Source organism: Pseudomonas sp. CROZ-RG-20F-R04-15 (genome assembly GCF_022662375.1).
GTDB lineage: Bacteria > Pseudomonadota > Gammaproteobacteria > Pseudomonadales > Pseudomonadaceae > Aquipseudomonas.
Genome location: NZ_JAKNQL010000021.1, coordinates 32,435 through 56,569 on the forward strand (window position 1 = coordinate 32,435; position 24,135 = coordinate 56,569).

General features: G+C 58.7%; 21 protein-coding genes. 15 read left to right on the forward strand and 6 right to left on the reverse strand.

What is annotated here, in order from left to right; translation table 11 throughout:
• Nucleotides 1–12: 12 nt before the first annotated feature.
• From L8H52_RS23560 to L8H52_RS23570, 3 genes are read right to left on the reverse strand one after another with little or no spacing between them, the layout of a single operon-like run.
• The gene (locus tag L8H52_RS23560) at nucleotides 13–780 is read right to left on the reverse strand and encodes a TerB family tellurite resistance protein (protein ID WP_242208942.1); all 768 of its coding nucleotides are present in this window, start codon (nucleotides 778–780) and stop codon (nucleotides 13–15) included.
• Nucleotide 781: 1 nt separating this feature from the next.
• Complete coding sequence (gene murU / locus L8H52_RS23565) at nucleotides 782–1,453, reverse strand: N-acetylmuramate alpha-1-phosphate uridylyltransferase MurU (protein ID WP_242208943.1); 672 nt, start codon at nucleotides 1,451–1,453, stop codon at nucleotides 782–784.
• On the reverse strand, nucleotides 1,450–2,469 hold the full coding sequence (locus L8H52_RS23570; RefSeq protein ID WP_242208944.1) for a phosphotransferase: 1,020 nt from the start codon (nucleotides 2,467–2,469) through the stop codon (nucleotides 1,450–1,452). The genes murU and L8H52_RS23570 overlap by 4 nt, the downstream gene beginning before the upstream one ends.
• A 130-nt stretch (nucleotides 2,470–2,599) precedes the next feature.
• On the opposite strand from L8H52_RS23570, the gene L8H52_RS23575 reads away from it, so the two are divergent.
• The 11 genes from L8H52_RS23575 to L8H52_RS23625 all read left to right on the forward strand — a co-directional run bounded on the left by L8H52_RS23575 (nucleotide 2,600) and on the right by L8H52_RS23625 (nucleotide 16,701).
• A complete protein-coding gene (locus tag L8H52_RS23575; RefSeq protein ID WP_242208945.1) occupies nucleotides 2,600–5,401 on the forward strand; it encodes an LPS-assembly protein LptD in 2,802 nt (933 codons plus the stop codon).
• Nucleotides 5,376–6,698, forward strand: coding sequence for a peptidylprolyl isomerase SurA (gene surA / locus L8H52_RS23580; protein ID WP_242208946.1), 1,323 nt, complete (start codon nucleotides 5,376–5,378; stop codon nucleotides 6,696–6,698). Before L8H52_RS23575 ends, surA begins: the two co-directional genes overlap by 26 nt.
• A complete protein-coding gene (pdxA, locus tag L8H52_RS23585; RefSeq protein WP_242208947.1) occupies nucleotides 6,695–7,684 on the forward strand; it encodes a 4-hydroxythreonine-4-phosphate dehydrogenase PdxA in 990 nt (329 codons plus the stop codon). Before surA ends, pdxA begins: the two co-directional genes overlap by 4 nt.
• Nucleotides 7,681–8,499 (forward strand): 16S rRNA (adenine(1518)-N(6)/adenine(1519)-N(6))-dimethyltransferase RsmA, encoded by an 819-nt coding sequence (gene rsmA / locus L8H52_RS23590; RefSeq protein WP_016983135.1) that lies wholly within the window; start codon nucleotides 7,681–7,683, stop codon nucleotides 8,497–8,499. Before pdxA ends, rsmA begins: the two co-directional genes overlap by 4 nt.
• A gap of 113 nt (nucleotides 8,500–8,612) precedes the next feature.
• The gene (gene apaG / locus L8H52_RS23595; RefSeq protein ID WP_242208948.1) at nucleotides 8,613–8,993 is read left to right on the forward strand and encodes a Co2+/Mg2+ efflux protein ApaG; all 381 of its coding nucleotides are present in this window, start codon (nucleotides 8,613–8,615) and stop codon (nucleotides 8,991–8,993) included.
• Nucleotides 8,993–9,874, forward strand: a complete 882-nt coding sequence (locus L8H52_RS23600) for a symmetrical bis(5'-nucleosyl)-tetraphosphatase (protein WP_242208949.1) — start codon at nucleotides 8,993–8,995, stop codon at nucleotides 9,872–9,874. Before apaG ends, L8H52_RS23600 begins: the two co-directional genes overlap by 1 nt.
• 33 nt (nucleotides 9,875–9,907) lie before the next feature.
• Nucleotides 9,908–10,237: a thiosulfate sulfurtransferase GlpE gene (glpE, locus tag L8H52_RS23605; protein WP_016983139.1), complete on the forward strand. Its 330-nt coding sequence runs from the start codon at nucleotides 9,908–9,910 to the stop codon at nucleotides 10,235–10,237.
• 297 nt (nucleotides 10,238–10,534) lie between these two features.
• A complete protein-coding gene (locus tag L8H52_RS23610) occupies nucleotides 10,535–12,457 on the forward strand; it encodes a PrkA family serine protein kinase (RefSeq protein WP_007910115.1) in 1,923 nt (640 codons plus the stop codon).
• Nucleotides 12,458–12,577: 120 nt separating this feature from the next.
• Nucleotides 12,578–13,849, forward strand: a complete 1,272-nt coding sequence (locus L8H52_RS23615) for a YeaH/YhbH family protein (protein WP_242208950.1) — start codon at nucleotides 12,578–12,580, stop codon at nucleotides 13,847–13,849.
• Nucleotides 13,846–15,408, forward strand: coding sequence for a SpoVR family protein (locus L8H52_RS23620; protein ID WP_242208951.1), 1,563 nt, complete (start codon nucleotides 13,846–13,848; stop codon nucleotides 15,406–15,408). The genes L8H52_RS23615 and L8H52_RS23620 overlap by 4 nt, the downstream gene beginning before the upstream one ends.
• A gap of 63 nt (nucleotides 15,409–15,471) precedes the next feature.
• Nucleotides 15,472–16,701, forward strand: a complete 1,230-nt coding sequence (locus L8H52_RS23625) for a multifunctional CCA addition/repair protein (protein ID WP_242208952.1) — start codon at nucleotides 15,472–15,474, stop codon at nucleotides 16,699–16,701.
• 98 nt (nucleotides 16,702–16,799) lie between these two features.
• Here the strand turns inward: L8H52_RS23625 and folK are convergent, their stop codons facing one another.
• Together folK and folB are read right to left on the reverse strand one after the other, a co-directional pair.
• Entirely contained in the window at nucleotides 16,800–17,318 is a 519-nt protein-coding gene (gene folK, locus L8H52_RS23630; RefSeq protein WP_242208953.1) for a 2-amino-4-hydroxy-6-hydroxymethyldihydropteridine diphosphokinase, read from the reverse strand.
• The gene (gene folB / locus L8H52_RS23635; protein ID WP_242208954.1) at nucleotides 17,309–17,665 is read right to left on the reverse strand and encodes a dihydroneopterin aldolase; all 357 of its coding nucleotides are present in this window, start codon (nucleotides 17,663–17,665) and stop codon (nucleotides 17,309–17,311) included. The genes folK and folB overlap by 10 nt, the downstream gene beginning before the upstream one ends.
• A 74-nt stretch (nucleotides 17,666–17,739) precedes the next feature.
• On the opposite strand from folB, the gene plsY reads away from it, so the two are divergent.
• Entirely contained in the window at nucleotides 17,740–18,309 is a 570-nt protein-coding gene (gene plsY / locus L8H52_RS23640) for a glycerol-3-phosphate 1-O-acyltransferase PlsY (protein WP_242208955.1), read from the forward strand.
• 23 nt (nucleotides 18,310–18,332) lie between these two features.
• On the opposite strand, the gene tsaD is transcribed toward plsY, so the two are convergent.
• Entirely contained in the window at nucleotides 18,333–19,358 is a 1,026-nt protein-coding gene (tsaD, locus tag L8H52_RS23645) for a tRNA (adenosine(37)-N6)-threonylcarbamoyltransferase complex transferase subunit TsaD (protein WP_242208956.1), read from the reverse strand.
• A 199-nt stretch (nucleotides 19,359–19,557) separates the two neighbouring features.
• On the opposite strand from tsaD, the gene rpsU reads away from it, so the two are divergent.
• The 3 genes from rpsU to rpoD all read left to right on the forward strand — a co-directional run bounded on the left by rpsU (nucleotide 19,558) and on the right by rpoD (nucleotide 24,135).
• Nucleotides 19,558–19,773 carry a 30S ribosomal protein S21 gene (gene rpsU / locus L8H52_RS23650; protein ID WP_002551877.1) on the forward strand — a complete coding sequence of 72 codons (216 nt, stop codon included), beginning with the start codon at nucleotides 19,558–19,560 and terminating at the stop codon, nucleotides 19,771–19,773.
• A 485-nt stretch (nucleotides 19,774–20,258) separates the two neighbouring features.
• Nucleotides 20,259–22,223, forward strand: a complete 1,965-nt coding sequence (gene dnaG, locus L8H52_RS23655) for a DNA primase (protein WP_242208957.1) — start codon at nucleotides 20,259–20,261, stop codon at nucleotides 22,221–22,223.
• Between the two features lie 67 nt (nucleotides 22,224–22,290).
• The gene (gene rpoD, locus L8H52_RS23660; protein ID WP_077574775.1) at nucleotides 22,291–24,135 is read left to right on the forward strand and encodes an RNA polymerase sigma factor RpoD; all 1,845 of its coding nucleotides are present in this window, start codon (nucleotides 22,291–22,293) and stop codon (nucleotides 24,133–24,135) included.

A 24,135-nucleotide genomic window follows, 5' to 3' on the forward strand; every position in this document is an offset into this window, starting at 1 on the left:
CAGCTCTAACGGTTAGCGAAAATCCCGCCGCTCACGAATCAATGTGTAGGCATTGTGCAGTTCGCGCGTGCGCTCGGTCGCTTCACGCACCTGCAATGGCGTCGCCCCCGTACCGGCAATCTTGTCCGGGTGATGACGACTGAGCAGGCGCCGATAAGCGCGTTTGATCTGCGCCGGTTCGCTGGACGCCGACACACCCAATAAACGCATCGCCTCCTGATAACTCACCGCTGCGCTGACGATCGGCCGCTTGCCCGGTTCGTAATCGCTGGCCAATGCCTGCACCTGATGCGTCGTCCAGCCCAGCCACTTGCCCCACTGCGCCAACAATTCACGCTCGCTGACGCCCGCGCGACCATCGGCCCAGACCATCCGCCAGCAGGCGCGCAATACGCCTTCGGCAGCATGCGGTTGCGCACTCAGACGCTTCAGATAACCCCGCAGACTGTCACTGCCGGACTTGCCGCGGTTGAACGCGGCAATCGCCCGACGAGTTGCCGGCTCACCCATTTCCAGCGCACGCATCTCGTTACGCGCCTGCTGGATGTGTCCGTCGGTGACCCGACCGTCGCTCTTGGCCAGACGCCCGAGCAGCACAAACAGCAACTCATCGTTGCGCAGCATCGACCGACCGCCGAGTTTTTCCCGCAAATGCCCCCAGCTCTGCAATTGCAGGCGCCGATCCAGCGCCTGCCCCAACAACGCCCCAAGCATGGCCCCCGGAATGCTGGCGATCGCAAAACCCGCTCCGGCTCCAATCAGAGTCCCTGGCCACAACATGTCAGCGACTCGCTTCTATCAGGGTTTCGGCTTCTGCCAGACGCTCGTGTGTGCCGACATCGACCCAGTGACCTTTCAGCCGTTCGCCAGTGACTTCGCCTTCTGCCATGGCTTTACGCAGCAGCGGTGCGAGCTTGAAAGCGCCGTCCGCACAGCCGTCGAACAGCTGCGGATGGAGTACGGCGATGCCGCTGTAAGTCAGGGTCGCAGCGTCGGCTTGGCCATCGATTACCCGACCATCGACCAGGGAAAAGTCGCCAGTCGGGTGATGCGCCGGATTGTCGGCCAGTACCAGATGCGCGAGCCCGTTGATCGGCTGATGCAGTACGCTGAAGTCGTAATCGGTCCAGATATCACCGTTCACCACCAGGAAGGCGTCATCGCCGAGCAACGGCAGTGCACGGAAAATCCCGCCGCCGGTTTCCAGTGGCTCACCTTCCGGGGAGTACTGAATGCTCACGCCAAACTGCGCACCGTCGCCCAGATAATCCTCGATCTGTTGACCGAGCCAGGCGTGATTGATCACGATCTCGTTGAATCCCGCTGCCGCGAGGGCACGCAGGTGGTACTCGATCAATGGCACACCGCCGGCACGCACCAGGGGTTTCGGCGTGGTCAGGGTCAGTGGGCGCATGCGCTCGCCTTTGCCTGCTGCCAGAATCATTGCCTTCATGCTGTTGCTCCACCCCGCAGGCTGCTGAACAGCGCTTGCAGCTCCGCCAGTTCCGGACGACGCGCAATCACCGCCTCTATATAAGAGAAGAAACGCGGTACGTCGGCCAGATAGCGCGGTTTGCCATCACGATGACAAATGCGCGCAAAGATGCCGATCACTTTCAGGTGACGCTGCACGCCCATCAGGTCGCTGGCACGCAGGAAGTCTTCGAAGTCCGGCTGCACCGGGATGTTCAGTGCCGAGGCTTGCTGCCAATAACTTTCCAGCCAACCACGTACGCGCTCTTCAGGCCAACTGAGGAAGGCGTCCTTGAACAGGCACGTCACGTCGTAGGTCACCGGGCCGTAGACCGCATCCTGGAAATCCAGCACGCCGGGGTTCGGTTCGCTGAGCATCAGGTTGCGCGGCATGTAGTCGCGGTGCACCAGCACTTTGGGTTGGGCCAGCGCACTGTCGATCAGCAGATCGCTGATCTGCTGCCACTGTTGCTGCTGAGCCGAATCGAATTCGACGCCGAGTTCACGCTTGACGTACCACTCAGGGAACAATTCCAGCTCACGACGAAGCAGTGCGACGTCATAACTCGGCAGCGGCGCAACCATCGGCAATTGCTGAAAAGCCAGCAGCGCTTGCAGGGCATCACTGAATAATGCGTCGGCATTTTCGCCATCAATCACGTCGAGATAGGTCTTGTTACCCAGGTCATTGAGCAAAAGAAATCCGCGATCGAGGTCCTCAGCATAAATTTTCGGCACATTTATTCCGGATTTCGCCAGCAAAAAGGCGATATCCACGAACGGTTTGCAGTTTTCCTGGGGTGGCGGCGCGTCCATCACAACGAAGCTGCGACCCTCGCCCTCCCAGCGGAAGTAACGGCGGAAACTCGCGTCGCTGCTGGCCGCGGTCAACGTGGCCGGGGGCACGGTGCCCCAGCCCTGATCTGCAAACAGGATTGCCAACTGCTCATCGAGCCAAACTTTCAGGTGTTGCAAGCGTACATCTTGATCAGGCATTGCAAGGGTCTCCGACGGCGCTAGCCGTCAAGCGGGTCATGCTTTATTATCCAGCATCTTTTTCAGACCATCGAGAGGCGTGCGGCCCACACCGCGGGCAGATGGCACGCAGGAAGCCCGGACTAATAAGATGGCATTGAAATCCCCCGCGTTTCGTAAAAAATTTCCGTTGTTGGTAACCGGCAGTCTGCTGGCTATGCAACCTCTGGCCAGTCAATTCGTTGTTGCCGCCGAGCAGTATGACTGCTCCGTCTCGGCTTCGGGTGGTTGGGCCTGTGCGCCCAAATCAACCGCTGCTGCGTTGCCGCCGCGCCCAGTGCATGACGGCAGTGCCGTCAGTGCCACCGGCGAAGCGGCGAGCGAGAACGGTTCAACTGCCGACACAGCCCCTAAAACGGCGCTGGTCACCGAAGCCAAGGGCCGCGGCTTGAAATCCCGTAGCGAAGACTTCAGTCACCTCGACTGGGTTCCGCGCGAGAAGCTCACCGCCGCTCAATTGGCCGAGACCGGGCCTTACTGCTCTGGTGCCTACATCGAGCCGATTCGTCCTGGCATGAATGACAAGACGAACAAAAGCGATGCTCCGACCTTTATCGGCGCAAAAGCCTCGCGCTATAACACCGATGATCAAGTCGGTACGCTGGCCGGTGATGTTGTCCTGCGTCAGGGCAGCATGCAGGTCGAATCCGACGAGGCCAGCCTGTATCAGGCCGAGAGCCGCGCCGAACTCAATGGCGACGTACGTATCCGCGACAACGGCGCGCTGATCGTTGGCGATCACGCCGACGTCCAGCTCGACACCGGTGAAGCCAAGGTCGATAACGCCGAATACGTGATGCACAAATCGCGCATCCGCGGTAACGCGCTGTACGCCAAGCGTGCCGAAAACGCGATCATCCGCTTGAAGGACGGCACGTACACCACGTGCGAACCGAACAGCAATGCCTGGCAGCTCAAGGGCAACAACATCACCTTGAACCCGGCCACCGGCTTCGGTACCGCGACCAACGTGACGCTGCGCGTAAAAGACATTCCGATTCTGTACACGCCGTACATCTACTTCCCGATCGACGACCGTCGCCAGTCGGGCTTCCTGCCGCCGACCATTGGCAGCGGCAGCGATACCGGCTTCATGCTGGTCACGCCTTACTACTTCAACCTGGCGCCGAACTATGACGCCACGTTGTATCCGCGTTACATGAGCAAGCGCGGCATGTTGGTGGAAGGCGAATTCCGTTACCTGACCAAGTCGAGTGAAGGTCAGTTTGGTGCTGCGTATCTGAACGATGACGATACCGAGCGCAGCAAGCAGACCGACTACGAAAAAACCCGCTACATGTATAACTGGCAGCACAAGGGTGGTCTCGACTCTCGTGTGCTCACTGAAGTCGACTACACCAAGATCAGCGATCCGTATTACTTCCAGGATCTGCAGACCGATCAGATTGGTGTGAAAAGCAGCGACTTCGTGAACCAGCAGGGCGCGGTTACTTATCGTGGCGACAGCTATACCGCTCGCTTGAATGCTCAGCAGTACCAATTGGCTACTGTTTCGAACATCACGCCGTATGGTCGTCTGCCGCAGATCACCTTCAATGGTCAGCTGCCGTATCATCCGGAAGGTTTGAACTTCGATTACGAGACGGAGCTGGTTCGTTTCGACCGTGATCTGAGAAGTGGCACTTTTGTACAGGAAGACGGCGTCACAACCGAACCGCGCCTGGACAACAACATTACGGGTCTGGCACGCGCCAATGGCGACCGCTTGAATCTCAAGCCGGGTGTCAGCCTGCCAATGAACTGGACTTATGGCTTCCTGAAGCCATCGCTGAAGTATCAGTACACTCAATATCAGCTGGATCTGGACAATACTGGCAAATCGCAGATCGATGCGATGACTGCTGAGCAGAAGAAACTCAACGGCGAGTTCGGCAGCAACCAGAACCGTGGCGTACCAATCGCCAGTATCGACAGCGGCCTGTACTTCGACCGCAATACATCTTTCTTCGGCAAAAACTACCGTCAGACACTGGAACCGCGACTGTTCTACCTCTATGTACCCGAGGAGAATCAGGAAGATATTCCAGTATTCGACACCAGTGAATACACCTTCAACTATGCCTCACTGTTCCGCGACAACCGTTTCTCCGGCTCCGACCGTGTCGGCGACGAGAACAAACTGTCGCTGGGCGTGACCAGCCGCTGGATCGAAGACGACGGTTTCGAACGTCAACGCATCAGCGTCGGCCAAGCCCTGTACTTCAAGGATCGTGAAGTCCAGTTGCCAGGTATCGATGCAAAAACCCGTGACGACGCGAAATCAAACGTTTCGCCATATGCACTGGAATACGAATATCGCTGGAACCGCGATTGGCGCACCACAGCCGACTACAACTGGGATCCGGACAGCCGCAGCCCGCGTTCCGGCAGTGCGATGTTCCACTACCAGCCAGAAGACAACCCGAACAAGGTTATCAACGCCGGCTATCGCTATCGCAACGACCAGGTTCGTTACGACCAGAACACCGGTAAATGGTCGGTCGGTGGTGGTGACTACGGCACTCCTGGCCAACCTGGCTACGTGAAGGACTACTACAAGATCCAGCAGCATGACTTCTCGGTCATCTGGCCGATCGTTCCGCAGTGGAACGCAATCAGCCGCTGGCAGTACGACTACAACCGCAACCGTACACTGGAAGCCTTCGGTGGTTTCGAGTACGACAACTGCTGCTGGAAACTGCGCCTGATCAACCGTTACTGGGTTTCCTATGACGAGTTCAGCCAGGAAGCTCCGCAAAACGAAAAAGGCGACCATGGCGTCTTCCTCCAAATTGTTCTGAAGGGACTCGGCGGCCTCACCGGCGCCAAGGTAGAGAGCTTCCTCGACAAAGGCATTCAAGGTTATCGTGAACGTGAAGACCAAGCTTTCTGATTGTCTGCGCCCGCTGATGCTGGGCGCGCTGTTCCTGGGTACTGCGGCTAACGCCGCAGTTCAGTCCATCGACAAAGTGGTAGCGATCGTCGACAACGACGTGGTCATGCAGAGCCAACTGGACCAGCGCGTCCATGAAGTGCAGCAGACCATCGCCAAGCGTGGCGGTGGCCTGCCACCTCCTGGCGTACTGGATCAACAAGTGCTGGAGCGTCTGATCGTCGAAAACCTGCAACTGCAGATTGGCGAACGTTCCGGCATCCGTATCACCGATGAAGAACTGAACCAGGCCGTCGGCACCATTGCTCAGCGTAACAACATGACGGTTGACCAATTCCGTGCAGCCCTGGCTCACGACGGTCTGAACTATGACGACGCCCGTGACCAGATCAAGCGCGAGATGATCATCAGCCGTGTACGTCAGCGTCGTGTTGCAGAACGCATTCAGGTCTCCGAGCAGGAAGTGAAGAACTTCCTCGCTTCCGACCTGGGCAAGATGCAACTGTCCGAAGAGCTGCACCTGGCCAACATCCTGATCCCGACGCCGGAAAGCGCCAACTCTGAAGCGATTCAGAGCGCTGCCCGTCAGGCCATGGAGGTTTACCAGCAGCTCAAGCAAGGCGCCGACTTCGGTCAGATGGCCGTGGCCAAGTCCGGCAGCGACAACGCCCTGGAAGGCGGCGACATGGGCTGGCGTAAAGCCGCCCAATTGCCACCGCCGTTCGACCGCGAGCTGAGCAGCATGGCCGTTGGCGACATCACTCAGCCTGCACGCACTCCGGGTGGCTTCATCATCCTCAAGCTGCTGGCCAAGCGTGGTGGCGAAGCGCAGATGCGCGACGAAGTGCATGTCCGCCACATTCTGGTCAAGCCAAGTCCGATCCGCGACGAAGCCAAAACCAAAGCCTTGGTGCAATCGTTGTATGACCGCATCCTGGCCGGTGAAGATTTCGCCGAACTGGCGAAGAACTACTCCGAAGACCCGGGTTCAGCCCTTAACGGCGGCGACCTGAACTGGATCGACCCGAACGCACTGGTGCCGGAATTCCGCGAAGTGATGGCCAAGACCCCACAAGGTCAGCTGTCCAAGCCATTCCAGACCCAATACGGCTGGCACGTTCTCGAAGTCCTTGGCCGTCGCGCCACCGACAGCACCGAACAGGCCCGCGAGCAGCAAGCCATGACCGTACTGCGTAACCGCAAATACGATGAAGAGCTGCAAACCTGGCTGCGTCAGATTCGTGACGAAGCGTACGTAGAGATCAAACTCCCTGGTGCAGACCAGGCAGCGCAGTGAAACCCAAGCGTTTCGCGCTGACACCCGGCGAGCCAGCCGGCATCGGTCCCGACCTGTGCCTGCTGCTCGCCTCGCAAGCCCAGCCACATCCTCTGATTGCCATCACCAGCCGCGACCTGCTCCTTGAGCGGGCCGCGCAGCTGGGGCTGGTCGTCAATCTGCTGGATGTTGCGCCCGATCACTGGCCGGACGCCCCGGCGCCCGCAAACAGCCTGTATGTCTGGGATACGCCACTGAGCGCCCCCGTAGTTACCGGGCAACTGGACAAGGCTAATGCCGCTTTCGTCCTCGAAACCCTGACCCGCGCCGGCAACGGCTGCCTCAACGGCGATTTTGCCGGGATGATCACCGCGCCCGTTCACAAAGGCGTGATCAACGAGTCGGGCATCGCGTTCTCCGGACACACCGAATTCCTTGCCGATCTGACTCACACCGCCCAAGTGGTGATGATGCTCGCCACTCGTGGTTTGCGCGTGGCGCTGGTCACCACTCACCTGCCCCTTCGCGAGATTGCCGACGCAATCACACCGGAGCGGCTGGAGCGAGTGACGCGGATTCTGCACAGCGACCTGCAAAACAAATTCGGCATCGCCCAGCCACGCATCCTGGTCTGCGGACTCAATCCGCATGCCGGTGAAGGCGGCCATCTGGGCCATGAAGAAATCGACATCATTGAACCGACATTAGAGCGCCTGCGCGGCGAGGGCATGGACCTTCGTGGCCCGCTGCCTGCCGACACTCTGTTTACCCCCAAATATCTGGAGCACTGCGACGCAGTGCTGGCGATGTACCACGACCAGGGTTTGCCTGTGCTCAAGTACAAAGGCTTCGGCGCTGCCGTCAACGTGACCCTGGGCTTGCCGATCATCCGCACGTCGGTTGACCATGGCACAGCTCTGGATCTGGCCGGCAGCGGCAAGATCGATACCGGCAGCCTGCAAGTCGCCCTGGAAACCGCCTACCAGATGGCCGAGACCCGTTTATGACCGAGCAATACCAACACAAGGCGCGCAAACGCTTTGGCCAGAACTTCCTGCACGATGCCGGCGTCATCGACCGCATCCTGCGCTCCATCAGCGCCAAGTCTGAAGACCGCCTGCTGGAAATCGGCCCGGGCCAGGGCGCATTGACCGCCGGCCTGCTCAACTCCGGCGCGCAACTCGATGTGGTGGAACTGGACAAGGATCTGATCCCGATCCTCAACCAGCAGTTTGCCGGCAAGAACAACTTCAACCTGCATCAGGGCGATGCACTGAAGTTCGACTTCAACACGCTCAACGCCGCACCGAACAGCCTGCGTGTGGTCGGCAACCTGCCGTACAACATCTCGACACCGCTGATTTTTCACCTGCTGAACAACGCCGGCATCATTCGCGACATGCACTTCATGCTGCAGAAAGAAGTAGTCGAGCGTCTGGCTGCAGGCCCTGGCGGCGGTGACTGGGGTCGCCTGTCGATCATGGTTCAGTACCACTGCCGCGTGGAACATCTGTTCAACGTCGGCCCGGGCGCGTTCAATCCGCCGCCGAAAGTCGACTCGGCCATCGTTCGCCTGGTACCGCACGCCGTGCTGCCGCACCCGGCCAAGGATCACAAGTTGCTCGAGCGCGTCGTCCGCGAAGCCTTCAACCAACGCCGCAAGACCCTGCGCAACACTCTCAAGCAATTGCTCAGCAATGCCGAGATCGAAGCCGCCGGCGTCGATGGCAGCCTGCGTCCGGAGCAACTGGATCTGGCCGCGTTCGTACGCTTGGCCGACCAGCTCGCCATTCAGGTCCCGGCCTCCCCCGCCGCCGACTGACAAGCGATGAACGCTATCGGGCAGGACGCCACTCTGGTTTACTGCCCGATACTTGCCTAGACTGATTCCCCATCAGCTACGCCCCGCGTTCCGCTTCGTTTAAGGCCCCTTGCATGTCCGATTCCCGTTACCAGGTCGATGTCAGCGTCGTTACCCGCTATCTGGCAGACCAATCGCAACCCGAGCACGACCGCTTCGCCTTCGCCTACACCATCACTGTGCAGAACAACGGCGCCATCCCGGCCAAGCTACTTTCGCGGCACTGGGTGATCACCGACGGTGATGGCCATGTAGAGGAGGTGCGCGGCGCTGGCGTGGTCGGCAAACAACCATTGATCGAGGCCGGCGAAAGCCACACCTACAGCAGCGGCACAGTGATGACCACCAAGGTCGGCACCATGCAGGGCACTTATGAAATGGTCGCCGACGACGGCAAACATTTCGATGCGATCATCAAACCTTTCCGTCTGGCGGTGCCCGGAGCCTTGCACTGATGGCGACGTATGCCGTCGGCGACCTGCAAGGCTGCCTCGAGCCGCTCAAATGCCTGCTCAAACAAGTCGCGTTCGATCCGAAACTCGACCGGCTATGGCTGGTCGGTGATCTGGTCAACCGGGGCCCGCAATCGCTGGAAACCCTGCGTTTTCTCTATAGCATGCGTGAATCGCTGGTCTGCGTGCTCGGCAACCACGACCTGCACCTGCTGGCTGCGGCTAAAAATATCGAGCGTTTGAAGAAGTCCGACACGCTGCGCGAGATTCTCGAAGCACCGGATTGCGCCGAATTGCTTGAATGGGTGCGCCAGCAAAAGCTCATGCACTACGACGAACAACGTGACGTCGCCATGGTCCACGCCGGCATTCCCCCGCAATGGTCACTGCGTCGCGCCTTGAAATGCGCTGACGAAGTCGAAACCGCCCTGCGTGACGACAACCTTTTTCCGGCCTACCTCGACGGCATGTACGGTAACGAGCCGGCGAAATGGGACAACGACCTCAAGGGCGTGGCCCGTCTGCGCGTCATCACCAATTATTTCACCCGTATGCGCTTCTGCACCGCCGAAGGCAAGCTCGACCTCAAGAGCAAGGAAGGCCTCGACACCGCGCCACCGGGTTACAAACCGTGGTTCCAGCATAAGGATCGCAAGACCAAAGGCCTGCGCATCATCTTCGGCCATTGGGCGGCACTCGAAGGCAATATCCATGAACCGGGCATCTCGGCGCTGGACACCGGTTGTGTCTGGGGCGGCAGCCTGACCCTGATGAACGTCGACAGCGGCGAACGCCTGTCGTGCAAATGCGATGAGCATGGCGGCCTTGCCCCGACCGTCGCACCACTTATCCCCGAAACTTCGCCAGTCAGCGCACCGCGTTAGACTGCGCTTTCAGCCGAGCAACAGGAACCCGCCATGAGCGAATTCAAACGAATCCCCCCGGAACAGGCCCAGGCCCTGCGTGAGCAAGGTGCCGTTGTCGTCGACGTCCGTGATCCTGCGACTTTTGCCGCCCTGCATATCAGCGGCTCGAAGCATCTGGACAACCATTCCCTGCACGCCTTCATTCAAGGCGCTGACCTTGATGCACCGACCGTGGTCGTCTGCTACCACGGTAATTCCAGCCAGGGTGCTGCGGCCTATCTGATCAGCCAAGGCTTCTCCGACGTCTACAGCATGGACGGCGGCTTTGAGTTATGGCGTACGACTTATCCTGCGGAAACCGCGCAAGGCACCGCCGAATAATTTTTTTGTCACGCGCAGGCCCCGGCTGCCTTGGGCCTGCGCGCGGCAGACGAACGGTCAGAGACAACTAATTACGTATCTGCCCTTTACCTCCCGAATTCCCAACTATCCTTAAGCCCAGGCCATCCAAAACAGGGGAGAGCCGGTACACCGGCGCACGGGTCATCGGGAGTGACTTTCGCGATTGTCGATCGCGGAAGTGTTCTGGGGGGTAAACAAACAGCCGCCAAAACGGTTGTTTGCCAGCATCGACTGAGTGATCCGGCGTCGGCTCCACGTATCGAGCGAGGTGACGTCATGAGTATCTTTAGCCACTTCCAACAACGCTTCGAGTCCACACGCCAGGAAGAACTCTCGCTGCAAGAGTACCTGGAGCTGTGCAAGAAAGACCGTAGCGCCTACGTTTCCGCCGCCGAGCGTCTATTGCTGGCCATCGGTGAGCCGGAACTGCTCGACACCTCGACCAACTCGAGGCTGTCACGCATCTTCTCCAACAAGGTGATCCGTCGCTATCCGGCCTTTGAAGACTTCCACGGGATGGAAGAATGCATCGACCAGATCGTCTCGTATTTCCGCCATGCCGCCCAAGGCCTGGAAGAGAAGAAGCAAATCCTTTATCTGCTCGGCCCCGTCGGCGGCGGTAAATCGTCCCTGGCCGAGAAGCTGAAACAGCTGATCGAGAAAGTGCCCTTCTACGCAATCAAGGGCTCGCCCGTATTCGAGTCGCCGCTGGGTCTGTTCAACGCCACCGAAGATGGCGCGATCCTCGAAGAAGACTTCGGCATCCCGCGGCGCTACCTGAACACCATCATGTCGCCATGGGCGACCAAACGCCTGGCCGAATTCGGCGGCGACATCAGCCAGTTCCGCGTGGTCAAACTGTACCCGTCGATCCTCAATCAGATCGCCGTGGCCAAGACCGAACCGGGTGACGAGAACAACCAGGACATCTCGGCGCTGGTCGGTAAAGTCGACATCCGCAAACTCGAGGAATACCCACAGAACGACGCCGACGCCTACAGCTACTCCGGTGCGCTGTGCCGGGCCAACCAGGGCCTGATGGAATTCGTCGAAATGTTCAAGGCACCGATCAAGGTGCTGCACCCGTTGCTGACCGCCACACAGGAAGGCAACTACAACAGTACCGAAGGTCTTGGCGCGATTCCGTTTACCGGGATCCTGCTCGCCCACTCCAACGAATCGGAATGGCACACCTTCCGCAACAACAAGAACAACGAAGCGTTCATCGACCGGATCTACATCGTCAAAGTGCCGTACTGCCTGCGCGTCAGCGACGAAGTGAAGATCTACGACAAGTTGCTGTTCAACAGTTCTCTGGCCAAAGCGCATTGCGCGCCTGACACCCTGAAGATGCTCGCGCAGTTCACCGTGCTGTCGCGCCTCAAGGAGCCGGAAAATTCCAACATCTATTCGAAGATGCGCGTCTACGACGGCGAAAACCTCAAGGACACCGATCCGAAAGCCAAGTCGATTCAGGAATATCGCGACTCGGCAGGCGTCGACGAGGGCATGAACGGTCTGTCGACCCGCTTCGCGTTCAAGATCCTGTCCAAGGTCTTCAACTTCGATCCGCACGAAATCGCCGCCAACCCGGTACACCTGCTCTATGTGCTCGAACAGCAGATCGAACAGGAACAATTCCAGGCCGAAACCCGCGAGCGCTACCTGCGCTACCTGAAAGAGTACCTGGCACCGCGTTATATCGAATTCATCGGCAAGGAGATCCAGACCGCTTACCTCGAGTCTTACAGCGAGTACGGCCAGAACATCTTCGACCGCTACGTGCTGTACGCGGATTTCTGGATTCAGGATCAGGAGTACCGCGATCCGGAAACCGGCGAGATTCTCAACCGCGTCGCGCTGAACGAAGAACTGGAGAAAATCGAGAAACCGGCCGGTATCAGCAATCCGAAGGATTTCCGCAACGAGATCGTTAACTTCGTATTGCGCGCCCGCGCCAACAACAACGGCAAGAACCCGACCTGGCTCAGCTACGAAAAACTGCGGGTGGTCATCGAGAAGAAAATGTTCTCCAACACCGAAGATCTGCTGCCAGTCATCAGCTTCAACGCCAAGGCCAGCAAGGAGGATCAGCAAAAGCACAACGACTTCGTCACTCGAATGGTCGAACGCGGCTACACCGACAAACAGGTACGTCTGCTGTCCGAATGGTACCTACGGGTCCGGAAATCGCAGTAAAACAGCTACAAGCTTCAAGCTACGGGCTGCAAGAAAAAAGCAGATGAACCCTGACCCATGGGCAACCGCTTCTTCTTGCAGCTCGCAGCTCACAACTTGAAGCTGCCCGGAGGGCCACGTATGAGTTATGTGATCGACCGACGTCTGAATGGCAAGAACAAGAGCACGGTGAACCGCCAGCGTTTCCTGCGGCGTTACCGTGACCACATCAAAAAGGCCGTCGAAGAGGCGGTCAGCCGCCGTTCCATTACCGATATGGAACACGGCGAACAGATCAGCATTCCCGGTCGCGACATCGACGAACCGGTGCTTCACCACGGCCGCGGCGGCAAGCAGACCGTGGTTCATCCTGGCAACAAGGAATTTACCGCTGGCGAACATATCGCACGGCCACCTGGAGGTGGCGGCGGACGCGGTCCGGGCAAAGCCGGAAACTCCGGCGAGGGCATGGACGAATTCGTCTTCCAGATCACTCAGGAAGAGTTCCTCGAATTCATGTTCGAAGATCTCGAACTGCCGAACCTGGTCAAACGCAACCTGAGCGGCACCGACACCTTCAAAACCGTACGCGCCGGGATCAGCAACGAGGGCAACCCGTCACGGATCAACATCATCCGCACCCTGCGCTCGGCCCACGCACGGCGCATCGCGCTGTCTGGCAGCAGTCGCGCGAAACTGCGTGAAGCCAAAGAAGAGCTTGAGCGACTGAGGCGCGAAGAGCCGGACAACTTCGGCGATATTCAGGATCTCGAGGCCGAAATCGAAAAACTTAGCGCGCGCATTCATCGCGTGCCGTTCCTCGATACATTCGACTTGAAGTACAACCTGCTGATCAAGCAGCCCAACCCCAGTTCAAAAGCGGTGATGTTCTGCTTGATGGACGTCTCCGGCTCCATGACCCAGGCGACCAAGGACATCGCCAAACGCTTTTTCATCCTCTTGTACCTGTTCCTGAAACGGAACTACGACAAGATCGACGTGGTGTTCATCCGCCACCACACCAGTGCCCGGGAAGTCGACGAAGAAGAGTTTTTCTATTCACGGGAAACCGGCGGCACCATCGTTTCCAGCGCCCTGAAACTGATGCAGGAGATCATGGCCGAGCGTTACCCGAGCAACGAGTGGAACATCTACGCGGCGCAGGCTTCCGACGGCGACAACTGGAACGACGACTCGCCGATCTGCCGCGACATCCTGATCAACCAGATCATGCCGTTTGTGCAGTACTACACTTACGTGGAGATCACCCCGCGCGAACATCAGGCCTTGTGGTACGAGTACGAACGCATCGCCGAAGCCTTCTCTGACACTTTTGCCCAGCAGCAACTGGTCTCGGCCGGGGATATCTATCCGGTCTTCCGTGAACTCTTCCAGCGCAGGTTAGTGACATGACCGCCAAAGAGCAGAAGCGCCAACCCATTTCCACCGGCTCCGAATGGACGTTCGAGCTGATCCAGACCTACGACCGCGAAATCGCCCGGATCGCGGCCCGCTATGCCCTGGATACCTATCCCAACCAGATCGAAGTGATCACCGCCGAGCAAATGATGGATGCGTACGCCTCGGTGGGCATGCCACTGGGTTATCACCACTGGTCTTACGGCAAACACTTCCTCAGCACCGAGAAATCCTACAGTCGTGGGCAGATGGGCCTGGCCTACGAAATTGTGATCAACTCCGATCCGTGCATTGCTTACCTGATGGAAGAGAACACCATCTGCATGCAGGCGCTGGTGGTGGCGCACGCGTGCTACGGCCACAACAGCTTCTTCAAGGGCAATTACCTGTTTCGTACCTGGACCGATGCCAGCTCAATCATCGATTATCTGGTGTTCGCCAAGCAGTACATCATGCAGTGCGAAGAACGCCACGGCATCGATGCGGTGGAAGACTTGCTCGACTCCTGCCATGCCCTGATGAACTACGGCGTCGATCGCTACAAACGTCCTTATCCGATTTCCGCCGAAGAAGAACGCCGGCGGCAGAAAGATCGCGAAGAGCACATGCAAAAACAGATCAATGATCTGTGGCGCACCATCCCCAAAGGTGCGGACAAGTACAGCGACAGGGACAACGCACGCTTCCCCGCCGAGCCGCAGGAAAACATCCTGTACTTCATCGAGAAACACGCGCCGTTGCTGGAGCCGTGGCAACGCGAGATCGTGCGTATCGTGCGCAAGATCGCCCAGTATTTTTATCCGCAACGCCAGACCCAGGTCATGAACGAAGGCTGGGCAACGTTCTGGCACTACACGCTGATGAACGACCTGTACGACGAAGGCTTGGTCACCGACGGTTTCATGATGGAATTTCTCACTTCGCACACTAGCGTGGTGTTCCAGCCGGGTTTCGACAGCCCCTATTACAACGGGATCAACCCTTATGCACTGGGCTTCGCCATGTACCGTGACATTCGGCGCATGTGCGAAGAACCTACCGAGGAGGATCGTCACTGGTTCCCGGAAATCGCCGGAACCGACTGGCTGTCGACCATCAAGTTCGCCATGAGCAGCTTCAAGGATGAGAGCTTCATCCTGCAGTACCTGTCACCCAAGGTCATCCGTGATCTGAAGCTGTTCAGCATTATGGATGACGATCAGAAGGACGACTTGCTGGTGCCGGCCATCCACGATGAACCCGGTTACCGGATCATCCGCGAAACTCTGGCCGCGCAGTACAACCTCGGTAACCGCGAACCGAACGTACAGATCTACAGCATCGATCGGCGCGGCGATCGCTCGCTGACCTTGCGTCACCAGCAACATGATCGCAAACCCCTGGGCGATTCCACTGACGAGGTGCTTAAACATTTGCATCGCTTGTGGGGCTTCGATATCCACCTGGAAACCCTGCAAGGCGACCAGATCATGAAAACCCATCACGTTCCGCCACGCAGTGAACACAGCGAAGGGGATTACGGCCGGCTCGACCTCGCCGTCATTCATCTTTGAAACGGTTCCGGCCTCCGAAAGTCCGACGCAAGAGTTATCCTGTCGGGCTAACGGAGGTTTTTTATGCAGATTTTCAAGGTTGGCGGTGCCGTACGTGATCGCTTGCTGGGCAAACCGGTTACTGACATCGATTGGGTGGTGGTCGGCGCTACCACGGAAGAAATGCTCGCCCAGGGCTATCGCCCGGTCGGCGCGGACTTCCCGGTATTTCTTCATCCGAAAAGCGGCGAGGAATATGCCCTCGCCCGCACCGAACGCAAAAGCGGACGCGGTTATGGCGGTTTCACTTTTCACGCCAGCCCCGAGGTAACGCTTGAAGAGGACCTGATTCGCCGCGACCTGACCATCAATGCCATGGCCGAAGACGATCAACAAAATCTGACTGATCCATACCATGGCCAGCGCGATCTTGAAGATCGAATCCTGCGCCACGTTTCTCCGGCGTTCGCCGAAGATCCTCTCCGTGTTCTGCGTGTTGCCCGCTTCGCCGCGCGTTATGCCGGGCTCGGTTTCACGGTCGCGCCCGAAACCCTGGAACTGATGCGTCAGCTCAGCGAGTCCGGTGAACTGGAAGCGCTGACCGCCGAACGCAGCTGGAAAGAAATCTCCCGCGCGCTGATGGAAGATCAGCCAGAGGTATTCATTCAGGTGCTGCGCGACTGCGGTGCGCTAAAAGTACTGATGCCGGAAGTCGATGCGCTTTTTGGTGTGCCGCAACCGGAAGCGCATCACCCGGAAATCGATACCGGCCTGCACACACTCAGCGTGCTGGAGCAGTCAGCGCTGCACAAACAACCGCTGACCGTGCGCTGGGCTTGTCTGCTGCATGACCTCGGCAAAGGCCTGACACCGGAAGAGGAATGGCCACGGCATATCGCCCACGAGCACACCGGGCTGAAGCTGATCAAAGCGGTCAATGAACGCTTCAAGGCGCCGAAGGACTGCCAGGAGTTGGCGCTGCTGGTTGGCAAGTACCACACCCATGGACACAGGGCGCTGGAGCTGAAAGCTTCGACATTGCTGGAGCTGCTGCAGAGTTTTGACGTGTATCGCCGACCGCAGCGCTTCGAAGAATTTATTGTCGCGTGCGAGATGGATGCCAGGGGCCGCAAAGGGCTGGAGCAGAGAAATTATCCACAGGCGGATTACTTGCGAGGCGCCGCCAGGGTTGCGCGGGAAGTTGCGGTGCAGCCGTTGCTGGAGAAGGGATTCAAAGGGCCTGAGCTTGGCGAAGCGCTAAAGCGTGAACGGCTCAAGGCGTTGAAAGCCTACAAAGAGGCGGCGTCAGCCTGAAAAGCTTAGTCTGATCGCCGCCCGGAGCAGGCTCGCTCCCACATTTTGGAATGCACTCCCCTGTGGGAGCGAGCCTGCTCGCGAAGGCGTCAATCAATTCAACACAAATCCGACGGCGTGAGCTGCTGCCCGCGCCACTCAAACCCGACTGGCGCCAGCACCTGGTCAATCTGCGCTTCAGCCCACAACGTCGCAAAGCTTTTGCCCACCCCCGGATGCACGCGATCCGGCGCAATCAGCGACAGCGGCCACAGCACAAAAGCATTTTTAAGAATCTCGGCGCGCGGCAACACCAGGCCGTCAAAATTGCCCACCAGATCGCCGTACAACAGCACGTCGATATCCAGCGGCAAGCCCTTGCGATCCGGTGCGTAACGACCGTTATCAGCCTCGATGAATTTCAAGCGTCGATCCAGTTCCATCAATGGCAGGTCGGTATACGCCGACACCACGAAATTGAAAAACGGCCCGCTCTTTATGCCCACTGGCTGGCTCTCGAACACCGCCGAACAGCGGATATCCACCAGAAACGTCGCCAATGCGTCGAGACCAGCGCGCAAATGGGCTTCGCGCTCGATATTGCTACCGAGCCCGAGGTATACCTGAGTCAGCGACATCCGCGCTCGATCTCCACACCCACGCCGCCCTTGGCCGCTGGCACCGCACCAGGCTTGGTCAGCTTCAGCCGCACCCAAGTGATGTTGAATTCGCTCATCAGCACTTCGACCAGACGCTCAGCAAAGGTCTCGACCAGTTGAAACTGCGCCTGCTCGGCAAAGTCCTGGATTCGCGTGGATACGCTGGCATAGTCGAGCGCCAGGGTCAGGTCGTCACCGGCAGCGGCCGGGCGATTGTCCCAGGCGAAGCTCAGATCAAGTCGCAGGCACTGTCGGATGCCGCGCTCCCAGTCGTAGGCACCGATCACGGTGTCGACTTCCAGGCCCTCGATAAACACTCTGTCCAAGCACTTCTCTCCACTGCACGACAAGGGCGCAATGCGCCGTTAGAATCAGGGCGTCCTCGCCCGGAATAGTTAGCATGTTTTGGTTACTGGCGACTTTCGCCTACCTGCTCGGCTCGCTGTCCTTCGCCATTTTGCTCAGCCGCCTGACCGGAAATCCGGACCCGCGAATGAGTGGCTCGGGCAATGCCGGCGCCACCAACATGCTGCGCCTGGCAGGTCGCAAACTGGCGATCCTGACCCTGCTCGGTGATCTGTGCAAAGGCCTGGTGCCGGTGCTGATCGCCTCGGCAGCGGGCCTTTCGCTGCAGGATCAGGCGTGGATTGGCGTGTGCGCCGTGATCGGTCACCTGTTCCCGCTGTACTTTCGCTTTCGCGGCGGCAAAGGTGTCGCCACCGCTGCCGGCATGCTGCTGGGCCTGTATCCGCCTGCAGCACTGTTGGCAGTATGCGCCTGGCTGCTGACGTTCTACCTGACCCGCACCAGCTCGCTCGCGGCACTGATCGCCACGCCGCTGACCCTGCCGCTGCTGGCCTGGCAGGAACCGGAAGCGCTGTTGCCGATGAGTGCGCTGACACTGCTTATCGTCTGGCGCCACCGCGGCAATCTACGCGACCTGTTTGCCGGGCGCGAACGGCATTTTTAAATACCGTCCATGAGCGCCGCTCATCACAGCGCCGACAACTGCTCCATCGGCCAGCGCGCCTGCACGCTGATGGCCAGACTTTCCTGCTGACCGGCCTGCAAGCGCTGGCAACCGGCAAACGCGATCATCGCGCCATTGTCGGTGCAGAATTCGGGACGGGCGTAGAACACATCACCCTTCATGTCGCCGAGCATCTTTTCCAGCGAAACACGCAGAGCCTTGTTGGCACTGACGCCACCCGCGATCACCAGACGCTTCATGCCGGCCTGTTTCAGGGCGCGCTTGCACTTGATGGTCAAAGTCTCCACCACGGCCTGCTGGAACGCCAGCGCGATGTCGCAACGGGCTTGCTCGTTGTCGTCCCCGGCGCTGACGCACTGTTGCCAGGCGTTGAGCGCAGAGGTTTTCAGACCACTGAAGCTGAATTGCAGACCCGGGCGATCGCACATCGGACGCGGGAAGGTGAAACGTCCTGCAACGCCCTTCTCTGCCAACTTGGCGATTTCCGGTCCACCCGGGTAATTGAGGCCCATCATCTTCGCGGTCTTGTCGAAGGCTTCGCCGGCGGCATCGTCGAGCGTCTCGCCGAGCAGACTGTATTGGCCGATGCCATCGACCTGAACCAGCTGCGTATGACCACCGGAGACCAACAAAGCGACGAACGGGAATTCCGGCGGTTTTGACTCGAGCATCGGCGCCAGCAAGTGGCCTTCCATGTGATGCACACCGAGTGCCGGAATGCCCCAGGCAAACGCCAGTGCCTGAGCGCAGGAAGCACCCACAAGCAAAGCGCCAACCAGGCCAGGACCCGCGGTGTAGGCGATCGCATCGATCTCGGTCGGCACGCAGTCGGCTTCGGCCAACACCTGACGGATCAAGGGCAGCATGCGTTTGACATGGTCACGCGAGGCCAACTCCGGCACCACACCGCCATAGGCGCGGTGCAGGTCGATCTGGCTGAACAGGGCGTCGGCCAGCAGACCGCGTTCACTGTCATATAATGCGACGCCGGTTTCGTCGCAGGAGGTTTCTAATCCCAGTACTAGCATGGGTTTGCGCCTTGTTTAGGCTGACTTCGAAGGCGCGCATAATAGTCGCCGCGTGATGCCCCGACCAGCGGTTTTCGATCAGAGGCTTTGCATTCCGAGCGATGAGGGGTTAACATCCGCAACCCTTAAAAACCGACGTCTTCAAGTGCTCTTTTGCCGCGAGGATGTTGACCCCGGTAATGAATGAAGGTAGCTCTGGATGCCAGCCGTCAAAGTTAAAGAGAACGAACCCTTCGACGTAGCTCTGCGTCGTTTCAAGCGCTCCTGCGAAAAAGCCGGTGTACTGGCTGAAGTTCGTAGCCGCGAATTTTACGAGAAGCCAACTTCTGAGCGTAAGCGCAAAGCAGCAGCCGCTGTTAAGCGTCACGCCAAGAAAGTTCAGCGCGAACAGCGCCGCGCCGTTCGTCTGTACTAATACACAGACGTTCGTAGCAAGCTTCTTGCCTAAGCCCGGCTCTCAGCCGGGCTAATGGCATTTGCGTAAAACGCTTGATGCTTCACCGTCGAAGCCGCACACGCGACCGAGACAAATCTGCTTCACGCGTCAGACCTGGCTCTTTTGCCAGCGGTGCACGTCTTTTCTGACGAGCCTTTCAAGGCTACTGACGAGCACACCCACTGATTCCTCTCACGACGATCAGCCCAAGGCACCTGCATGCGTGCCCGCTTTATTGAGCTATCCGAGGCCCTCAACCGGCCGCCAGCGGATTCAGCGCAACACTTTCAAATAGTCGAAGACTGATGAGTACTAACGTCAGTGGATTTTCGGCAGATACACTTCCCGACAGCGATTACGCAGACGACACCGGTCGAGCCGCATATTTTGCGTGCCTACAGTAACGACCCGCGTCCGAATGCCCTTCGTATCGGACCATTTACAGCGCAGACGATGAGAACGCCATGGCCGGGCTGATACCCCAGAGCTTCATTGACGACCTGCTGAACCGCACCGACATCGTCGACGTGGTCAGCTCGCGCGTGCAATTGAAGAAGGCCGGCAAGAACTACACCGCCTGCTGCCCGTTTCACAAAGAGAAAACCCCGTCATTCAGCGTTAGCCCCGACAAGCAGTTCTACTACTGCTTCGGCTGCGGCGCCGGCGGCAATGCCCTCGGCTTTCTCATGGATCACGACAACCTGGATTTCCCCCAGGCTGTCGAAGATCTGGCCAAAGCCGCCGGCATGGAAATCCCTCGCGAAGAAAGCGGCCGCCCACACAAGCCGCGGCAGCCGACCGATTCGCCGCTGTATCCGCTGCTCACCGCTGCCGCCGACTTTTATCGGCAAGCGCTCAAGAGCCACCCATCACGCAAAGCGGCGGTGGATTACCTCAAAGGTCGCGGCCTGACTGGCGAGATCGCCCGGGATTTCGGCCTCGGCTTTGCCCCGCCGGGCTGGGACAACCTGTTCAAACATTTGAGCAGCGACACTTTGCAGCAGAAGGCCATGATTGACGCCGGCCTGCTGATCGAGAACGCCGAAACCGGCAAACGCTATGACCGCTTTCGCGATCGCGTGATGTTTCCGATTCGCGACACACGAGGGCGCATCATCGCTTTCGGCGGTCGCGTACTCGGCGACGACAAGCCGAAATACCTGAACTCACCGGAAACCCCGGTATTCCATAAAGGCCAGGAGCTCTACGGCCTTTATGAAGCGCGCAAGAACAACCGCAACCTCGACGAAATCATCGTCGTCGAGGGCTATATGGACGTCATCGCCCTCGCTCAGCAAGGCCTGAAGAATGCCGTCGCGACACTGGGCACAGCGACCAGCGAAGAACATTTGAAGCGTCTGTTCCGTGTGGTACCGAACGTATTGTTCTGCTTCGACGGCGACCAGGCCGGCCGCAACGCCGCGTGGCGCGCACTGGAAGCAACGCTGTCGAGCCTGCAGGACGGACGTCGCGCACGCTTTCTGTTTCTGCCCGAAGGCGAAGACCCGGACACCTTGGTTCGTGCCGAAGGCACTGACGCATTCAAGGCCCGGATCAATCAGCACGCTCAGCCGCTGGCGGATTATTTCTTCCAGCAACTGACCGAAGAAGCCGACCCGCGCTCGCTCGAAGGCAAGGCGCACATGGCCACCCTCGCAGCACCATTGATCGACAAAGTGCCAGGCGCCAACCTGCGCATTCTAATGCGTCAGCGCCTGACCGAAATCACCGGCCTGAGCAGCGAGACCGTCAGTCAGCTCGCACAAAGTGCGCCGCAGGAAGCACCGCCCGCCTACGATCCGGGCATCGATTACGACGCAATGCCGGATTACAGCGACTACCATCAGCCGCAGGCACAGGACATGTATGTGCCGCAGCAGGAATGGACGCCGAAGAAACCCGGTGCTGGCGGCAAAAAATGGGACAAGAAGCCCTGGGACAAGAACGGCAAGCGTGGCGGTGATCGCGACCAGCAACGCCCGCGCACACCGATTGGCGTCGAGTCGCCGACCCTGACCGCCCTGCGCACATTGCTCCATCACCCGCAATTGGCCGAGCGCGTCGAAGATGCCGGACACATTGCGGACGAGAATCAGACCAACGCCCAGTTACTTGTGGCGCTGCTCGAAGCCGTACAGAAGAATCCCAAGCTAAACTCATTTCAGTTGATCGCGCGATGGCACGGCACTGAACAGGGTCGCCTGCTCAAGGCACTGGCAGAAAAGGAATGGCTGATTGACGGAGATAACCTTGAACAACAGTTTTTCGACACCATTACTAGCTTGTCAGCCCGCCAACGCGAGCGAAATCTGGAACAGTTGCTCAGGAAAGCGCGTCAAAGCGAACTGAGCCTTGAAGAGAAAAATCAACTGCGCGACCTATTAAGTCGCAATGTTTCCGCATCAAACCCGACCTCAACTGGCGCGTGAGGTCATAGCTCAGGTATAATCCTCGGCTTGTTTTTTGCCCGCCAAGACCTTCAGTGGATAGGGTGTTATGTCCGGAAAAGCGCAACAGCAGTCTCGTATTATTGAGTTGATCAAACTGGGTCGTGAGCAGAAGTATCTGACTTACGCCGAGGTCAACGACCACCTGCCCGAGGATATTTCAGATCCTGAGCAGGTGGAAGACATCATCCGCATGATTAACGACATGGGGATCCCCGTACACGAGAGTGCTCCGGATGCGGACGCCCTTATGTTGGCCGACGCCGATACCGACGAGGCCGCTGCGGAAGAAGCAGCCGCCGCGTTGGCAGCGGTGGAGACCGATATCGGTCGCACCACTGACCCAGTGCGCATGTACATGCGTGAAATGGGTACGGTCGAGCTTCTGACTCGTGAAGGCGAAATCGAAATCGCCAAGCGTATCGAAGAGGGCATCCGTGAAGTGATGAGCGCAATCGCGCACTTCCCTGGCACGGTTGACCACATTCTCTCCGAGTACACTCGCGTCACCACCGAAGGTGGTCGCCTGTCCGACGTTCTGAGCGGTTATATCGACCCGGACGACGGCATTGCGCCGCCTGCCGAAGTGCCGCCGCCTGTCGAAGCGAAAGTGGCGAAAGCCGACGACGAGACCGACGACGATGAAGCCGAATCTTCCGATGACGAAGAAGAAGCCGAAAGCGGTCCGGATCCGGTCATCGCTGCCCAGCGCTTTGGCGCCGTGGCTGACCAGATGGAGATCACCCGCAAGGCCCTGAAAAAGCACGGTCGCAACAACAAGGCAGCGATTGCCGAGTTGCTCGCACTGGCCGAGCTGTTCATGCCGATCAAACTGGTACCGAAGCAATTCGAAGGCCTGGTCGAGCGTGTTCGCGGTGCCCTGGATCGTCTGCGTCAGCAAGAGCGTGCGATCATGCAACTGTGCGTACGTGATGCACGTATGCCACGCGCTGATTTCCTGCGTCAGTTCCCGAGCAACGAAGTCGACGAAAGCTGGTCCGACGCCTTGGCAAAAGGCAAGAGCAAGTACGCCGAAGCCATCGGTCGCGTGCAGCCGGATATCATTCGTTGCCAGCAGAAACTGATCGCGCTGGAAACCGAAACCGGTCTGACCATCGCAGAAATCAAGGACATCAACCGTCGCATGTCGATCGGTGAGGCCAAGGCCCGCCGCGCGAAGAAAGAGATGGTTGAAGCCAACTTGCGTCTGGTGATCTCGATCGCCAAGAAGTACACCAACCGTGGTCTGCAATTCCTCGATCTGATCCAGGAAGGCAACATCGGCTTGATGAAAGCGGTAGACAAGTTCGAATACCGTCGTGGTTACAAGTTCTCGACTTATGCCACCTGGTGGATCCGTCAAGCGATCACTCGCTCGATCGCCGACCAGGCCCGCACCATCCGTATTCCGGTGCACATGATCGAGACGATCAACAAGCTCAACCGTATTTCCCGGCAGATGCTGCAGGAAATGGGTCGCGAACCGACCCCGGAAGAGCTGGGCGAACGCATGGAAATGCCTGAGGACAAGATCCGCAAGGTATTGAAGATCGCTAAAGAGCCGATCTCCATGGAAACGCCGATCGGTGATGACGAAGACTCCCATCTGGGTGACTTCATCGAAGACTCGACCATGCAGTCGCCAATCGATGTCGCCACTGTTGAGAGCCTGAAAGAAGCGACTCGCGAAGTACTGTCCGGCCTCACTGCCCGTGAAGCCAAGGTACTGCGCATGCGTTTCGGTATCGACATGAACACCGACCACACACTCGAAGAAGTGGGCAAACAGTTTGACGTAACGCGTGAGCGGATCCGTCAGATCGAAGCCAAGGCGCTGCGCAAGCTGCGCCACCCGACGCGAAGCGAGCATCTGCGCTCCTTCCTCGACGAGTGA

Bases quoted from the DNA above. Each gene is read 5' to 3' on its own strand.
- rpoD (WP_077574775.1), top strand. From the start codon at position 22,291: ATGTCCGGAAAAGCGCAACAGCAGTCTCGTATTATTGAGTTGATCAAA.
- L8H52_RS23575 (WP_242208945.1), top strand. From the start codon at position 2,600: ATGGCATTGAAATCCCCCGCGTTTCGTAAAAAATTTCCGTTGTTGGTA.
- L8H52_RS23620 (WP_242208951.1), top strand. From the start codon at position 13,846: ATGACCGCCAAAGAGCAGAAGCGCCAACCCATTTCCACCGGCTCCGAA.
- rpsU (WP_002551877.1), top strand. From the start codon at position 19,558: ATGCCAGCCGTCAAAGTTAAAGAGAACGAACCCTTCGACGTAGCTCTG.
- apaG (WP_242208948.1), top strand. From the start codon at position 8,613: ATGTCCGATTCCCGTTACCAGGTCGATGTCAGCGTCGTTACCCGCTAT.
- L8H52_RS23615 (WP_242208950.1), top strand. From the start codon at position 12,578: ATGAGTTATGTGATCGACCGACGTCTGAATGGCAAGAACAAGAGCACG.
- plsY (WP_242208955.1), top strand. From the start codon at position 17,740: ATGTTTTGGTTACTGGCGACTTTCGCCTACCTGCTCGGCTCGCTGTCC.
- L8H52_RS23560 (WP_242208942.1), bottom strand. From the start codon at position 780: ATGTTGTGGCCAGGGACTCTGATTGGAGCCGGAGCGGGTTTTGCGATC.
- L8H52_RS23600 (WP_242208949.1), top strand. From the start codon at position 8,993: ATGGCGACGTATGCCGTCGGCGACCTGCAAGGCTGCCTCGAGCCGCTC.
- L8H52_RS23570 (WP_242208944.1), bottom strand. From the start codon at position 2,469: ATGCCTGATCAAGATGTACGCTTGCAACACCTGAAAGTTTGGCTCGAT.
- rsmA (WP_016983135.1), top strand. From the start codon at position 7,681: ATGACCGAGCAATACCAACACAAGGCGCGCAAACGCTTTGGCCAGAAC.
- folK (WP_242208953.1), bottom strand. From the start codon at position 17,318: ATGTCGCTGACTCAGGTATACCTCGGGCTCGGTAGCAATATCGAGCGC.
- murU (WP_242208943.1), bottom strand. From the start codon at position 1,453: ATGAAGGCAATGATTCTGGCAGCAGGCAAAGGCGAGCGCATGCGCCCA.
- L8H52_RS23610 (WP_007910115.1), top strand. From the start codon at position 10,535: ATGAGTATCTTTAGCCACTTCCAACAACGCTTCGAGTCCACACGCCAG.
- glpE (WP_016983139.1), top strand. From the start codon at position 9,908: ATGAGCGAATTCAAACGAATCCCCCCGGAACAGGCCCAGGCCCTGCGT.
- L8H52_RS23625 (WP_242208952.1), top strand. From the start codon at position 15,472: ATGCAGATTTTCAAGGTTGGCGGTGCCGTACGTGATCGCTTGCTGGGC.
- dnaG (WP_242208957.1), top strand. From the start codon at position 20,259: ATGGCCGGGCTGATACCCCAGAGCTTCATTGACGACCTGCTGAACCGC.
- tsaD (WP_242208956.1), bottom strand. From the start codon at position 19,358: ATGCTAGTACTGGGATTAGAAACCTCCTGCGACGAAACCGGCGTCGCA.